This window comes from Bradyrhizobium sp. CCBAU 53351 (assembly GCF_015291745.1).
Lineage (GTDB): Bacteria > Pseudomonadota > Alphaproteobacteria > Rhizobiales > Xanthobacteraceae > Bradyrhizobium.
In genome coordinates this window covers 6296605-6311696 of sequence record NZ_CP030059.1, presented here as the reverse complement: position 1 = coordinate 6311696, position 15092 = coordinate 6296605, and the positions used below count along the sequence as shown (strand labels likewise).

15 protein-coding genes and 1 tRNA gene are annotated in these 15092 nt (G+C 65.5%); 7 read left to right on the top strand and 9 right to left on the bottom strand.

All coding sequences use genetic code 11. The features are described 5' to 3' along the window. Positions 1-69 precede the first annotated feature (69 nt). On the top strand, positions 70-228 hold the full coding sequence (locus XH83_RS30000; protein ID WP_164718287.1) for a hypothetical protein: 159 nt from the start codon (positions 70-72) through the stop codon (positions 226-228). A gap of 32 nt (positions 229-260) precedes the next feature. Here XH83_RS30000 and XH83_RS29995 read toward each other — a convergent pair whose 3' ends face one another. From XH83_RS29995 to XH83_RS29955, 9 genes are all read right to left on the bottom strand, one after another. Then, entirely contained in the window at positions 261-1409 is a 1149-nt protein-coding gene (locus XH83_RS29995; RefSeq protein WP_194404220.1) for a M20 family metallopeptidase, read from the bottom strand. A 178-nt stretch (positions 1410-1587) separates the two neighbouring features. Continuing rightward, on the bottom strand, positions 1588-2973 hold the full coding sequence (locus tag XH83_RS29990; RefSeq protein WP_194404219.1) for a sigma-54-dependent Fis family transcriptional regulator: 1386 nt from the start codon (positions 2971-2973) through the stop codon (positions 1588-1590). 39 nt (positions 2974-3012) lie between these two features. Next, on the bottom strand, positions 3013-3363 hold the full coding sequence (fliN, locus tag XH83_RS29985) for a flagellar motor switch protein FliN (protein ID WP_018641467.1): 351 nt from the start codon (positions 3361-3363) through the stop codon (positions 3013-3015). Positions 3364-3366: 3 nt separating this feature from the next. Beyond that, on the bottom strand, positions 3367-3990 hold the full coding sequence (locus tag XH83_RS29980) for a FliH/SctL family protein (RefSeq protein WP_194404218.1): 624 nt from the start codon (positions 3988-3990) through the stop codon (positions 3367-3369). Beyond that, positions 3990-5087, bottom strand: a complete 1098-nt coding sequence (fliG, locus tag XH83_RS29975) for a flagellar motor switch protein FliG (protein WP_194404217.1) — start codon at positions 5085-5087, stop codon at positions 3990-3992. The genes XH83_RS29980 and fliG overlap by 1 nt, the downstream gene beginning before the upstream one ends. 18 nt (positions 5088-5105) lie before the next feature. Beyond that, positions 5106-6719, bottom strand: a complete 1614-nt coding sequence (gene fliF, locus XH83_RS29970; protein ID WP_194404216.1) for a flagellar basal-body MS-ring/collar protein FliF — start codon at positions 6717-6719, stop codon at positions 5106-5108. A gap of 194 nt (positions 6720-6913) precedes the next feature. Then, complete coding sequence (locus XH83_RS29965) at positions 6914-7189, bottom strand: DUF1153 domain-containing protein (RefSeq protein ID WP_002714638.1); 276 nt, start codon at positions 7187-7189, stop codon at positions 6914-6916. Positions 7190-7592: 403 nt separating this feature from the next. After that, entirely contained in the window at positions 7593-8300 is a 708-nt protein-coding gene (locus tag XH83_RS29960; protein WP_194404215.1) for a flagellar hook assembly protein FlgD, read from the bottom strand. Positions 8301-8312: 12 nt separating this feature from the next. After that, positions 8313-9932 carry a flagellar hook-length control protein FliK gene (locus tag XH83_RS29955; protein ID WP_194404214.1) on the bottom strand — a complete coding sequence of 540 codons (1620 nt, stop codon included), beginning with the start codon at positions 9930-9932 and terminating at the stop codon, positions 8313-8315. 345 nt (positions 9933-10277) lie between these two features. Between XH83_RS29955 and mnmA the strand changes: the two genes are divergently transcribed. From mnmA to XH83_RS29925, 6 genes are all read left to right on the top strand, one after another. Further along, positions 10278-11459 (top strand): tRNA 2-thiouridine(34) synthase MnmA, encoded by a 1182-nt coding sequence (gene mnmA, locus XH83_RS29950; protein ID WP_194404213.1) that lies wholly within the window; start codon positions 10278-10280, stop codon positions 11457-11459. A gap of 240 nt (positions 11460-11699) precedes the next feature. Then, complete coding sequence (locus tag XH83_RS29945) at positions 11700-12338, top strand: class I SAM-dependent methyltransferase (protein WP_194404212.1); 639 nt, start codon at positions 11700-11702, stop codon at positions 12336-12338. Positions 12339-12384: 46 nt separating this feature from the next. Beyond that, positions 12385-12741: a hypothetical protein gene (locus XH83_RS29940; protein WP_194404211.1), complete on the top strand. Its 357-nt coding sequence runs from the start codon at positions 12385-12387 to the stop codon at positions 12739-12741. A 265-nt stretch (positions 12742-13006) separates the two neighbouring features. Further along, a tRNA-Met gene (locus tag XH83_RS29935) sits at positions 13007-13083 on the top strand. Between the two features lie 355 nt (positions 13084-13438). Continuing rightward, complete coding sequence (locus XH83_RS29930; protein ID WP_194404210.1) at positions 13439-14188, top strand: ABC transporter permease; 750 nt, start codon at positions 13439-13441, stop codon at positions 14186-14188. Between the two features lie 80 nt (positions 14189-14268). Continuing rightward, on the top strand, positions 14269-15021 hold the full coding sequence (locus XH83_RS29925) for an ABC transporter ATP-binding protein (RefSeq protein ID WP_194404209.1): 753 nt from the start codon (positions 14269-14271) through the stop codon (positions 15019-15021). The last annotated feature ends 71 nt before the right edge of the window (positions 15022-15092 follow it).

Genomic DNA, 15092 nt, shown 5'->3' with positions numbered 1-15092 from the left:
GCCTTTTCCGCCTCATCGCTCTAGAAGCGGCCAGAGTCTCCCGGTTCGGGATGGCCATGGAGCGGATCGATGAAGCGCATCGCGACCTTCGCCTTCTACGCCGTCGGCGCGCTCGCGATCGCCTATCTCGCGCTCTATGCCTATGCGATGTTCTCTGGCCAGCCCGTGATCATCCCCGGCGATCCCATCCACATCTTCCGCAAGCCGGACGCCCCGAGTTATTCGTGAGACGCGGGCGGGCATGACGGCGGAGGCCGTGGCTACCCCCGCAAAATCGCCAGCGCCAGGGCCTGCGCGCGCGGCACGATGCTGTCGATCTCGAGATATTCCTCCGGCGTATGCGCGAGGCCGCCGACCGGGCCGAGACCGCAGATGGTCGGCGTGCCAACGGCGGCGGTGAAGCCGGAATCCGCGCAGCCGCCGGAGAACTCGCCCTGCAGGGTGGTGAGGCCGACCTGCCGCGCGGCCGCCTGATAGCCATCGAACAGCGTCTTGGACTCCGCACTCTGCACCACCGGCACGAACTCGCCCTTGATCGTCAGCGCTGCGCTGGTGCCCGGCACGTAAGACGTCGCGACGATTCTTTCGATCGCATCCATCACCCGCGCACGATCCGCCGGATCGACATAGCGCAGGTCGATCTGGCCCTCGGCGGAGGGCGCCGTGGTGTTGACGGACTGCCCGCCCGAGACGAGGCCGACATTCAGCGTGATGCCCTTGTCGAGATCGGTGAGCGCGTGGATCTGCACGATCTTGTGCGCGAGCTCGCCGATCGCGCTGACGCCGGCGGCGAAGTTGGCGCCGGAATGCGCGGCTTTGCCGGTGATGGCCAGATGCATGAAGATGCCGCCCTTGCGCCCGGTGACGACGTTGCCGGTCGGGCGGCCCGGCTCGGAATTGAACACGGCGCGAGCGGAGCGGCCTTCGCGCTCGATCACGGGCCGGGAGGAGGGCGAGCCGATCTCCTCGTCGGAGGTGATCAGCAGCTTGATCGGATGCGGGTTGCCGCCGAATTTGTGGAAGGCTGTTGCGACGAACACGTTCATGACGAGACCGGACTTCATGTCGGCGACGCCAGGCCCGTAGGCGCGCCCATCCCTGATGGTGAACGGCCGGCGCCCGGCCTCGCCCTTGCCGAACACGGTGTCGCGATGTCCCATCAACAGCACCGGCTTCTCGTTGCTGCCGGGCTTTACCACCTCGGCATGGATCGCATCGCCGAAGGTGGCGTTGGCCTCGCGGCGGCACGGAATGCCGTGCTCGGCAAAATGCCTCTCGAACCGCGCCCCGACCGCATCGACGCCGTCCTTGTCATAGGAGCCGGAATCGATGTTCACGACATCGCGGAGCAGATCGACCATCGCCTGCCGCTGCGATGCCAGCCAATCCGTGATTTGACCTTCAGACATGTGGTTCCTCGCGTGGTTCTCAGGCGGGGTTATAGGACTTTGCTCCCGGGCGTCCTAGTCGCGTGGCGCGATCCCGTTATGCGACGAGCGCTCTCAATGACGAGGTTGGCAGCTTGCTCCACAACAGAAATGCCCGGGACCAGCCCGGGCATTCGTTGTCTCAACCAGCGTGAGGCGCTTACGCCCCCATCATCGGCACCCGCGGATATTCGCCGGGCGTGCCCGCCGGCGGGATCGGGATGCCGCCGTCGGAATATTCGTTGAGCTTGTTGCGCAGCGTGCGGATCGAGATGCCGAGGATGTTGGCGGCATGGGTCCGGTTGCCGAGGCAGTGCTTCAGCGTCTCCAGGATCAGGTCGCGCTCGACGTCGGCCACGGTGCGGCCGACCAGGGCGCGCGTCACCTGCTCGGCGGCCATGGTTGCGTGGGCGACGGCGGGGGGCGTCTTGGCGAGGTCGAGACGGTCGCCGTCGGGCGTGATGATGGCGTCGGCGCCGATCTCGTCGCCCTGCGCCATCAGCACCGAACGGTGCATGGTGTTTTCGAGCTCGCGGACGTTGCCCTGCCAGCGGTTGGCCGAGAGCACGCGGCGCGCTTCCGCCGAAATCGGGCGCAGCGGCACGCCGTTGGCCTCGGCGTATTTCTTCACGAAATGCTGGGCGAGCTCCAGGATGTCGGCGGGGCGCTCGCGCAGCGGCGGGATCTTCAGGTTCACGACGTTGAGCCGGAACAGCAGGTCCTCGCGGAACGTGCCCTCGCGCACGGCTTCCGCCAGATTGCGGTTCGAGGTCGCGATGATGCGGATGTCGACGGGCACGGGCTTGGTGCCCCCGACGCGGTCGATCACGCGCTCCTGGATCGCGCGCAGCAATTTCGATTGCAGGCGGACGTCCATCTCGGAGATTTCGTCGAGCAGCAGCGTGCCGCCGGTCGCCTCCTCGAACTTGCCGATGCGGCGCGCGACCGCGCCGGTGAAGGCGCCCTTCTCGTGGCCGAACAGCTCGGATTCCAGGAGATGCTCGGGGATCGCGGCGCAGTTGATCGAGATGAAGGGACGCTTGGCGCGGGCCGAGCGGGTGTGGACGTAGCGGGCCAGCACCTCCTTGCCGGTGCCGGACTCGCCGGTGATCATCACCGAGGCGTCGGAGCCCGCGATCTGCTGCGCCAGCTTGATCACCCTGGCCATGGCTTCGTCGCGATAGATCAGCTCGCGTGAATCGTTGGCGACGGCGGCCAGCACCGCGGCGATCAGCTCGGGGTCGGGCGGCAGCGGGATGTATTCCTTGGCGCCGGCATGGATCGCGGCAACCGCGGCGCGGGCGTCGTTGGTGATGCCGCAGGCGACGATCGGGGCGTGGATGTGCTCGGCCTCCAGCCGCATCACGAGATCGCGGATGTCGAGGGCGACGTCGACCAGCAGCAGGTCGGCACCCTTGCCGCCGCGCAGCACGCGCATCGCCTGGTCGTGATCCTCGGCGTGGGTCACTGTGGCGCCGTTGTCCATCGCGATCTTGGTGGCGGTGGTGAGCTGGCCCTTCAATGTGCCAACGATGAGAAGCCGCATGTCAGTCTCCTGTCCGTCTGGTCGCGCCTTCGCGCGTTATCACGTGCGTTCGGTCTTGATGATTTCGGTCATGGTCACGCCGAGCTTGTCCTCGACCAGGACAACTTCGCCGCGGGCGACCAGCTTGTTGTTGACGTAGATGTCGATGGCTTCGCCGACGCGGCGGTCGAGCTCGAGCACGGTGCCGGGTCCGAGCTTCAGCAGCTCGCTGACGTCCATCTTGGAACGGCCGAGCACGGCCGAGACCTGCACGGGAACGTCGAACACGGCCTCGAGGTCGGCGGCGGCGCGCGCTGCATATTCGTCCTCGTTGTAGCCGACATCCGTGCCGGCAGGCGGCATCGGGCCGTTGAGATCGGGCAGCGGGACCTGTCCGTCGGTGTCGCTCATGGGTTAACTCCCCCTGCGGGACGCGATGTAGCGTCCGACCATTTCGTCGATCTTGGCCGCGATGGCGCCGCGCTCCAGCACGACGCCGCCATCGGCCCATTCGATCCGGCAGTCGCCGGTGGCAATCTCCGGCTCGGCCAGGATCACCAGCCGGCCCTCGAAGCCGCTCTGCTTGGCGAGCCGCTCGATCTTCTCGCGGGCGGCGTCGTAGAGCGCATCGTTGATGCGGACGACGAGATGCGGCGTCGCGACCAGATGCGAGAAGCAGTCCTTGACCAGCGCGACGATCTCGCCGAGCGGCTCGGCGGCAACGAGATCGGCGCACAGCTTGCGCGCGACCGCCACCGCGACGTCGACCGCCTCGGTTTCCATCTTGGTTTCGATGCTGCCGATGCCGGCCGCGATGCCGCGGACGGCGATATTGATCTCTTCCATGGCAAGCGCGACGCGGCGGTCGCTCTCGGCCTTGGCTTCGTGCTGGCCTGCGGCAAAGCCTTCCTGATAGGCGCGCGCTTCGGCTTCCGCGACCTTCTGGGCGATCTCGGCGGCGGTCGCGGCCTTCTCGCGCGTCGCCCGCTCGGGCGCCGCGAAGTCGGTATCGAACAGGAATTTCGCCGGAGCGGCCATCAATACACCAGTTCGTCGTCGGCGCGATTCTTGGTCAGCATGATCTCGCCCTTGGCGGCGAGGTCCTTGGCGAGGTTGACCAGAAGCGCCTGGGCCTCGTCGACGTCGCGCAGGCGGACCGGGCCCATCGCCGCCATGTCGTCCTGCAGCATCTTGGCCGCGCGCGAGGACATGTTGCCGAAGAAGAAGTTGCGGACGTCCTCGTTGGCGCTCTTGAGCGCGACGCCTAGCTTGTCCTTGTCGACGTTGCGCATCAGGGTCTGGGCCGATCCGGAATCCAGCTTGACGAGGTCGTCGAAGGTGAACATCAGCGCCTTGATGCGCTCGGCCGATTCCCGGTTGTCCTCCTCCAGCGAGGTGATGAAGCGGGTTTCGGTCTGGCGGTCGAAATTGTTGAAGATTTCAGCCATCACCTCGTGCGCGTCGCGGCGGCGGGTCTGGGACAGATTGGACATGAATTCGGTGCGCAGTGTCTTCTCCACGCTCTCGATGACCTCCTTTTGAACCGCTTCCATCTTCAGCATGCGGTTGACGACGTCGAGCGCAAGGTCCTCAGGGAAGATGCCGAGCACGCGCGCGGCGTGTTCCGGCTTCAGCTTCGACAGCACCACCGCGATGGTTTGCGGATATTCGTTCTTGAGGTAGTTCGCGAGGACCTCTTCCTGCACGTTGGAGAGCTTCTCCCACATATTGCGGCCGGCAGGGCCGCGGATCTCGTCCATGATGCCGTTGACCCGCTCCGGCGGCAGATATTGCTGGAGCAGGCGTTCGGTGGCGTCGAAATTGCCCATCAGCGCGCCGGAGGCCGACATGCGCGAGACGAATTCGAGCAGCATGTCCTCGACGGTGTCGACCTCGACGGTGCCGAGCGTCGACATTTCCAGCGAGAGCTGGCGCACTTCGTCGTCGTCGAGCAGGCCCCAGATCTTGCCGCCATATTGCTCGCCGAGCGCAAGCATCAGGATCGCGGCGCGCTTCGGTCCGGACAATTGTTCGGCCGGCTTGCCGTCCTTTGCCCTTGTGTTGGCACGCTGACCGAGCGTGGAGATCACGCTGGTGATGTCGTTGCTGTTGGCGTTTTGCAATGCGGCGGCCATGTCAGTTCACTTCTCGTATTACTTTGCGGATTCGCTCAGCCATTGGCGGACGATGGCGACGGTTTCGTTGGGGTTGCGTTCGGCGAGCTCGCCGACGCGATGAACGGACTGGGCGTGGACCTGGCCCTGGATGGTGGCGACGTCGATCGCGCTGGCGGCGCCGCTCGGCAGGAGCGCCTGGCCCGAGGCGGGCGCGGCCTCTTCCGAGGCGGCGGGGCCGGCGAGGACGCCGGAGATGGCGGCGGCCATTTCGTCGGAGGCGAGGATGCGCTTGACCAGCGGGCGGATCACCAGGAACAGCACGATCAGGCCGAGCAGCATCATCACGCCGAGCTCGACGAAGTACATGACGTCGTCCTTGGTGAACTGCAGCATGCCGAGCAGGCCACCGGGCTCGCCGATCGGAGCGGTGGAGGGTGCGTCGGCAAAGCGCAGATTGACGACCTCGACCTGGTCGCCGCGCTTCTGGTCGAAGCCGATGGCCGAGCGCACCAGCGCGGCGATGCGGTCGAGCTGCTCCTTGGTGCGGTCCTGATAGGCCAGCTCGCCCTTGTCGTTCTTGGAATAGATGCCGTCGACCAGCACCGCGACCGAGATGCGGTTGACCCGGCCGGCCTCGGTCACCTCGGTCTTGGTGGTGCGGGAGATCTCGTAATTGTTGGTCTCTTCGGTCTTCTTGCTCTGGTCCTTGGCCGCGACGCCGTTGTTCTGCTGGTTGCCGGGGAGCTCGTTGTTGACTGTGACCTGGCCGTTGTTGTCGGCGGTCATGCTCTGCTCTTCGCGGGTCTGGCTCGAGCGCAGCACGCGGCCCTCGGGATCGTACTTGTCCGAGGTCTGGGTGACCTTGTTGAAGTCGAAATCGGCGGAGAGCTGCACGCGGGCGCGGCCCGAGCCGACCACGGAGGAGACGATCTCCTCGACCTGCTTGCGCATCCGCTTCTCGAAGGAGATGCGGCGCTCGTCGCCGACCGCCTGCTCCGGATCGGCTGCCGCGCCGTCGGCCAGCAGCTGGCCGGCCTCGTCGACGATCGAGACCCGCTGCGGCTTGAGGCCGTTGACGGCGGAGGCGACGAGGTGGCGGATGGCGCGGATCTGCTGGGCTTCCAGCGAGCCGCGGACCCGCACCACGATCGAGGCCGACGGCTCCGGCGCTTCGCGGGCGAACAGCGGACGCTCGGGCAGCACCAGATGGACGCGGGCGGCCTGGATGCGGTCGATGGCGCGGATGGTGCGGGCGAGCTCACCTTCCAGCGCACGCAAGTGATTGATGTTCTGAACGAAAGAGGTGGTGCCGAGCGCGTCCGACTTGTCGAACACCTCGTAGCCGACGCCGCCGCCCTTGGGCAGGCCGCCCTCGGCGAGCTTCATCCGCAGCCGCGCGACCTTGTCCTTGGGCACCATGATGATGGAGCCCTCGTTGCGGATCTCGTACTGGATGCCCTGGCGCTCCAGGTCCTTGATGATGCCGGAGGAATCCTCGACGCTGAGGTCGGTGAACAGCGTGGTCATCTGCGGCGTGGTGACGCGCATGATGACGAACGCGAAAAAGCCGATGAGCGCGGCGGTGACCGCGATCATCGCCGCGAACCGGGCGGCTCCGATACTCTTCAAAAAGTCCGCAAGACCTTGCAAGCAACCGCCCCAACAGATTCGGCCGCTTTCACCGGAAAGGCCGACTGGGCAATTATTGCCTAGGGGATGGTTTCGATATGGTTAACGAAGGTTAAGAGGTCGGACAAAAGTAGCGCCAAAGACCAAATATGAAAAAAATCGGCCTCGCAGGGCGAGGCCGATTTTCGTCAAAAGCCGCAGTTTTCCGGATCGCCTTACTGGCGATATTGCTGGATACGGGTGGTTCGAAGACCCGCCAGACCATGCTGGTCGATGGAAAACTGCCAGGAGAGGAATTCGTCGACCGTCAGGGTATAACGGCTGCAGGCCTCCTCGAGCGAGAGAAGTCCACCACGGACAGCGGCGACAACTTCGGCCTTGCGGCGGATGACCCAGCGTTTGGTGCCGGGTGCAGGCAGGTCCGCGATCGTCAACGGACTGCCGTCCGGCCCGATGACGTATTTTACCCTCGGGCGATGGGGTTCTGTCATGGCGTACTCACAAACTCTCAACCACTGAACTCACATCCGTAACCCTACGCCCGGCGGCTTAAAAATCCGCTAAGCCTAAGGCTTCAATACAATTCTCGTTGAAAATGCTGAAACGACGCCATGTCGGCCGGCGGATCGGGTGACATCCGGGCCGGTCGAGGGGTCTTCTTAAATACTTTACTAACGAATGAGGCCCTCAAGGGGCTCTCTCAGCCGTCGTCCCTGCGAAAGCAGGAGAACTCATACCGCGTGATCTCTCGATGGGTCGCGCGTGGCAGCACCAAGAAAAATTTCCTAGCTACGAGTCTTCGCCAAATTCCTCCCCGGGGTTATGGATCCCCGCGCCGGTGCGCAATTGTGCACGAGGCGGGGATGGCACCGACTATGTGGCTCGTGCCCGAGCCTAATTGCTGCTCGTCGCGATGATGCTCTTGACCTGGCTCAGCGTGTAGCTGGCGCCGTCGATGGTGAGCAGCGGCGGCGACTGGGTCAGGTCGACGGACGACACGGTGCCCTGCACCTGCGCGGCGATGCCGACATTGTTGTTCGCGACGTCCTTGCCCGTGGCCGTGATCGTGTACTTGCCGTCGGGCCATTGGGTGCCGTCATTGCCCTGGCCGTTCCAGGTGAAGGGGATGTCGGTGCCGGCGGCGGCGGTATATTTGCCGGTGAACACGGTCTGGCCGCTGGCATTGGCGACGGTAATGTCGACGGTAGAATCCGTGGGCACGTTGAGATGCCAGGTGGCCGACGAGCTCTTCATGGTCGCGGTCGAACCGTCGACCAGGGCGGTCTTGCCGACGAAGCCCAGCGCCTGGGTCGCCTGCGTGGTCTGCTGCAGGGTGACGAGCTGGGACAGCGCATCATTGGTCTTGAGCTGCTGCTCGACGCCGGCGAACTGCACCAGCTGCTGGGTGAACTGGTTGGTGTCGAGCGGATCCAGCGGGTTCTGGTTCTGCAGTTGCGTGGTCAGCAGCGTCAGGAAGGTCTGGAAGTTGCCGGCGAGCGTCGATCCCGTGGTCGAGCTCAAGGAGTTCGACGAGGAGGATTTCGGCAGGTCCGTCGTCCCGGAGACGACAGCAGGGGCAGTAGCGCCAGTCGTGGTTGTCATGTCGAATACTCCTTACACTCTGATATCGACGCCGCTGCTCGGCCCGTACATGCGGCCATAGCCGCGCCCGACGGGTGCGGCAGCGACAGTGTCGTCCTCGCTGATGATCAGCCGGCGGGCATTGCCGCCATTGTCGTTGTTCTGGCCGGAGTTCTGGCCCGATGAATTCTGGTCGCGCAGGCTGAAGGACAGCCCGTTGCTGCCGGTCTTGAGGCCGGCGTCGTCGAGCGCGCGCTGCAATTGCGGCGCGTCCTGGCGCAGCATCTGCAGTGTCTCCGGCTTCTCCACCGTGAGATGCGAGGTGACGTTGCCGGCGCGGTCGACATGGATGCGCACGTCGATGCGGCCGAGCTCGGCCGGATCGAGGCTGATGTCGAAGCGGGACCTGCCGGAGCGGATCGCGGCCGCGATCTCGACCGGCACGCCGCTGATTGGCACCGCCGTGGCCGTCGCCGCAGTTGCGGTCAGTGTCGCGGTCGATGCGGACGCGGTCGAGGTCGTGTTGGTCAGCGGCGCCTGCACGGCGGAAGCGGCCTGCGCGCTCGCATCGGTGGCGTTGAAGGCGGCCTGCGCATTGGCATGGGCCTGGGCGGCCGGTGCCGCCGGAATCGCGTCGGGGCTGCGGTCCGCGGCGCCCGGCTTCGTCTCGGTCGCTGCGTCATCCGCTTGCGGCTTGGGGCCTTGCGGATGCGCGGCGGCGTTGGCGGTCGCAATGCCCAGTGCTTGCGTCGGGGCGGCGTTCGCCTTGCCGGTGTCCTGGCCGATATTGGAGACGTCGGACTGTCCTTGCGCGGTGGCGACGGCCTGGAACGAGGTCTTCGGCGTGCCGGGATTGACGGGGACCAGTCCACTGGTCGGCTTGGCGCCGGCGGTGACCTCGTCGGTTGCGCCGGTCGCGGCGTCGGCCAGCGTCGCCGACGTGTCGGCATCGACCTTGGCGCTGGCGGTCTTGGCGCTCTTGTCGCCTGGCGTTGCGGGGTCGGTCTTGGTGCCCGCGATCTGCGCCGCGGTCGAGGCGCTGGCGGCAAGGCCTGCGGCGGCGATCGTCAGCGGCGAGGAGGTGGCGGCCTGGGTCGCAGCCGCGTTCGGATCGGTCGGGACCACAGGCGCGGCCACCACGATCGCGTTGGGATCGGGCACGGCGGCCTGCGCCGCATCGGTCGGTGCGATTGCCGCGGGATCCACGGCGGCGGCGAGCCCGTCGGTGGCCTCGGCCTTGTCGCCCTTGGTCTCCTCGGACGCGTCAGTCGATTTGGCGTCGGATGTCTCGGACTTGTCCTTGGCCTTGCCGGCGTCCTTGGCCGGGTCGGCGGTGGCGTCGCCCGTTTTGTCGTCCCTGGCGGGGGCCGATACGTCGGTGTCGTCGCTCGCCTTGCTCTGCGAGGATTGATCCGTGGATGAGGTGTCGCGCGGGCCCTTGTCCTGGGAGGACGAGGACGAATCGCTCCGTCGCGGCGCGCTGTCCTGAGCCTGCGAGGCCGCATTGGTGCTGATCGCCTGGGCATTGCTGTCGACCAGCGACCCGAAGCTGTCGTTCGCGGGCGCCTCTTTGGCGCTCTGCGAGCGGGCAGGCTTTTGCTGCGTGCTCGAAACTTGCACGCTTGCCGTGACTTCTGACGTACGACCGACCACAGGCGACCCCTTGGAAACATCTTCGGCATCAGGGGAGCAAGGAGCGGGCCAGCATCGTGATGCGTGATTTTATGTAATAAAATCAGTGACTTAATTGTTTTCGGACGCCGCAGCCAGGCCCGCCGCGACCCCGTCATTTCTGCCTCCCCGGCAAGAATTGCCCTAAGCTGGCCACCCCCGTGATTGCTTCACCGGAATGCCGCCTATATTAAAGAGGTTACTCTCAGCCGCGTTCGACCGGGCAGATGTGCCTTTCGGGAACTAAAGTTCCCGGGGATCGCCAATGTCCCGCGAGAAGCAAGAAATCGCGGGTCGCCGCCCGCCGCCGTCAACCCTTGAAGGCCCATGCTCAACAGTCTGGATCTCGAAGGCCGTCCTGAGGACACCAGGGTCGTCGTTGCCATGTCGGGCGGCGTCGATTCCTCGACGACGGCTGCGCTGTTGAAGGCGGAAGGCTACGACGTCGTCGGCATCACGCTGCAGCTCTACGATCACGGCGCGGCGACGCACCGCAAGGGCGCATGCTGCGCCGGCCAGGACATCCACGACGCGCGCGACGTCGCGGCCAAGCTCGGTATTCCCCATTACGTGCTCGACTACGAGGATCGCTTCCGCGAGTCCGTCATCGACAATTTCGCCGATAGCTACGCGCTCGGCGAAACGCCGGTGCCGTGCATCGAGTGCAACCGCTCGGTCAAGTTCCGCGACCTCCTGAAGACCGCGCGCGAACTCGGGGCGCAGGCGCTCGCCACCGGCCATTACGTCGCCTCGCGCCGCCGCGAGGACGGCTCGCGCGCGCTGGTCTGCGCGGCCGACGCCGACCGCGACCAGAGCTATTTCCTGTTCGCGACGACGCAAGAGCAGCTCGACTTCTTGCGCTTCCCGCTCGGCGACATGACCAAGCCCGAGACGCGCGAGCTCGCGCGGCGCTTTGGCCTGTCCGTCGCCGACAAGCACGACAGCCAGGACATCTGCTTCGTGCCGACCGGGCGCTACACCGACATCATCACGCGTCTGCGGCCGAACGCGATGGACCCTGGCGACATCGTCGATCTCGACGGCCGCGTGCTCGGCCGGCACAACGGCATCGCCAATTTCACGATCGGCCAGCGCCGCGGACTCGGCATCGCAGCTCACGCGCCGCTGTATGTGGTGCGGCTGGAGGCGGCTCACCGCCGCGTCGTCGTCGGCCCGCGCGATGCGCTGAAGATGCACCGCATCGCACTTCGCGACGTCAACTGGATCGGCGACGGCGACCTCGACCGCGCCATCGGCGGCGGCCTCGAACTGTTTGTGCGCGTGCGCTCGACCCGCTCGCCGCAGCCGGCCTGGCTGCGCGGCGGCAATGGCCATTACGAGGTCGAGCTCGTCGCCGGCGAGGAGGGCGTCTCGCCCGGCCAGGCCTGCGTGTTCTACGACGCAGCGAGCGGGCAGGCGCGCGTGCTCGGCGGCGGCTTCATCCAGAGCGCCGCCGCGAAGGTTGGTGCTGCATCGGCGCGCCCGCTTGCCGAAGCGGTTCGCGGCTAATCTTGCCGAGATCGGCCCCAACTGCTACCGCGAAAGAGGTGCACCCCCTCTCCCGCTTGCGGGGGAGGGTAGGGGAGGGGGCTCTCTCCACCAGCGATATATCGCGAGCGGAAAGAACCCTCACCCGGCGCTGCGCGCCGACTCTCCCGCAAGCGGGAGAGGCTCTAGGCCGCGCACGGAGTTGGATCTGATCTCACCAATGATCATTACCGAATAGAAGTGTTCAGGCAGGGCAGGGGCATGGCAGCAGACATCTCGCGGGCCGGGGTCGAGAAGGCCTATGGCCGCTGGGCGCCGGTCTATGATCTCGTGTTCGGCAAGGTGTTCGACGCCGGACGGCAGTCGACCATCGCAGAGGCCGACCGCATCGGCGGCCGAATCCTCGACGTCGGCGTCGGCACCGGGCTGTCGCTGTCGGACTATTCGCGCACCACGAAGATCTGCGGCGTCGACATTTCCGAGCCGATGCTGCGCAAGGCGCAGGCGCGCGTGCGGAGCTTGCGGCTCTCCAATGTCGAGGTGCTCGCGGTGATGGATGCGAAGAACCTCGCCTTCCCATCAGATTTCTTCGACGCCGTGGTCGCGCAATATGTCATCACCGCCGTGCCCGATCCCGAAGGCACGCTCGACGAGTTCGTGCGCGTGCTCAAGCCGGGTGGCGAGCTGATCCTGGTCAACCACATCGGCGCCGAGAGCGGTCCGCGCAAGCTGTTCGAGCTGGCCTTTGCGCCGATCGCCCGCCGCCTCGGCTGGCGCCCGGAATTCCCGTGGGCCCGCCTCGAGGGCTGGGCGGCCAGGCACGGCGGCATCACGCTGGCCGAACGCCGCCCGATGCCGCCGATGGGGCACTTTTCGCTGATCCGCTACCGCAAATCGTGATCATGTGACGCGGGAACAGGGGGCATCGCGCCCGCGTTTCCCTGCCATGCGCACGACATCAAACATCATTCTGGCTGGCCTCCTGATCACCGCTTCCGGCGGAGCGATCGCGCAGGCCCCGCCCGCCCCGGCGACGCCGCCGCAAGCGACTGCGCCGCCATCCCCGCAACATGCCGCCAACTGCGCCCCCCAGGACCGGCCGGGCCGCTCATCGGACGGCACCACCACCGGCCAGTCCCGGGAACCGCTCGGCGACAAATTGGCCAAGTCCGACGGTGTGCTCTGCCCGCCCGCCGGCGTCGACCCAGAGATGCATGCCCCGGCGCCCGACAGCAGCGGCAACACCCCGGTCATCCCGCCCCCCGGCAGCCCCGGCGGCGACCCCAACGTCAGGCCGAAATAGACCGTACCGTCCCGGATATCGTCATGCCCGGGGTTGTCCCCGGGCATCCGCGTTCTTGGGGCCCGCAAATCGAGGCGTGGGTGGTCGGGGCAAGTCCGGCCATGACGAACTCATTGAAAAAGATGCCGTATTCGTAAGGCACTTGCCCCACGATAGCCTTGGCGAAGGCGGAAAAAGGCGGCCGCTTTGCTTGACTTCCCGCCGCCCCCTTCTTTATATGCCGCGCGTTCGCGAGATCGGCCGTCGCAGCCGTTCGCGACCCTGTGGCGGGGTAGCTCAGCTGGTTAGAGCACGGGAATCATAATCCTGGGGTCGGGGGTTCGAGTCCCTCTCCCGCTACCACGTATCTCCCACTGTTATGGTGGGCCTCCGGAGAGGCCTCCCGCCTATCAGCGTGGCGAGTCTCCCCTTCACATGGAGTTCGAAGCCCTTCCAGGGTCCCTTTGGCTGGACAGTGACGCTGTGCACGAGGGTCCGGTAGATCATTCTGCGATTGACCGAGTCTCTGACGACCGGAATGATCTCGCGGGCGCCCTGCCGGTTCTTTTGCGCGGACGTCGCGTCCGGTCTGCCCGTTGGGTGCGACAGAGCGCGGCGCCCGAGGCGGAGCGTGCACGAAGTTGGAGTGGTCTTGGCCTCAACATTTGTAAAGCCGATCGCAGAACCGCACCCCCTGGCTTCGGCAATTCAGGGTGGCTTGAACACGTTGTCCAATGCCCTGAGCTGGGCATGGCTCGACACGGTTTGCCAGTATCGGCGCTCGAGGATCGGCCCTCTGTGGGAAACCCTCAACGTTCTCGTGATGCTGCTGGGCCTGAGCGTCGTCTCGTCGGCCATCTTCGGCAGCAGCGTCTCCGACATCATCGCCTATGTCGGTGTCGGAATCATCGTGTGGTCAGCGATATCGGCGCTGGTCATCGAAGGGGGCGGCGTCTTCGTCAGAAATGCCGGATATCTCAGCAATTCCACGCTCGGTCTTGGTCTCTATGTCGGCCGGACCGTCTTCAAGATCATGATCACCTTCGGTCATCACGCCATCATCTATCTGCTCGGCCTCGTGTTTGCGCTGGTCCCGCTCAGCTGGACGAGCCTGCTGGCGATCCCCGGCATCATCCTGCTGTTCGTCAATGGTTTCTGGGTCGTGATGGTGCTCGGCTTCATTTGCGCGCGGTATCGCGACGTCGAGCTGATCGTGCGCAATTTGATGCAGCTTGCTTTCTTCGTGACGCCGGTATTCTGGAATTATCGGCAGATCGCCAGCAACCGGCAGTTTCTCGTCGAATACAACGTGCTGTTCTATTTCATCGAGATCATACGCAATCCTCTCCTCGGCGAGATCCCGCCGCTTGCGCATTATCTGACGGTGCTCGGCGTGACCGTCGCCGGCTATGGCCTCGCCTTCGTGGTGTACCGCCGGATGCGCGGTCAACTCGCGTTCTGCGTCTAGAGCATGCCCGAAAAATCGAACATCGGTCTTCCCAGCGGATCATGCTCAACCAAGAGATTCCCTCGAGAAACGGCTGACCGATGGCTCATGTTCGTCTGAAGAACGTCAACGTCAGCATCCCGATCTACGACAGCCATGCGCTCCGCCTGATCCGCCTGCCGTCGTTCAGCAATGCCGGGGTCGGCTCCGACTCGGCAAGCCGCACCAACGGCATCATCGTCATTCATGCCTTGAAGAACCTGTCGCTCGACCTGGGAGAGGGCGACCGCATCTGCCTGATCGGCCACAACGGTGCAGGCAAGACTACCCTGCTGCGGCTGGTTGCCGGAATCTACCCGGCGTCGACCGGTTCGGTGGACGTGAAGGGAAGCGCGTTCACGCTGCTCAGCGGCAGCATCGCGCTCAATGCCGACGCGACCGGATACGAGAACATCAGGCTGATCGCGAATCTCTACAACTGGCCGAGTGACAAATATCAGGACCTCGTGCGCGACATCGAGGAGTTCACCGAGCTCGGCGTCTATTTGTCGTTGCCGACGCGCATCTACTCGGCAGGCATGCAGGCGCGGCTCTCGTTCGCGCTTGCGACCGCCCAGAATCCGGACATTCTGTTGATCGACGAAGGCATTGGCGCCGGCGACGCGCACTTCCAGGAGAAGGCGCACGAGCGCGTGAACCAGTTCGTCAGCCGCGCTCGTATTCTGCTGCTCGCGTCGCATTCGAAAGATCTGTGCCGGTTGATGTGCACCAAGGCGCTGGTGCTGTCCAAGGGCGAGGGCGTCTTCTTTGGCGGTGTCGAGGAAGGCTTCGCATTCTACGAGCAGATGGGCTGAAGCAATAGTCCGGGATCGGCGGTGACCTCCGTTCGAGGTGCCAGCTGAGGCTCCGCGATGGGGGATCGGCA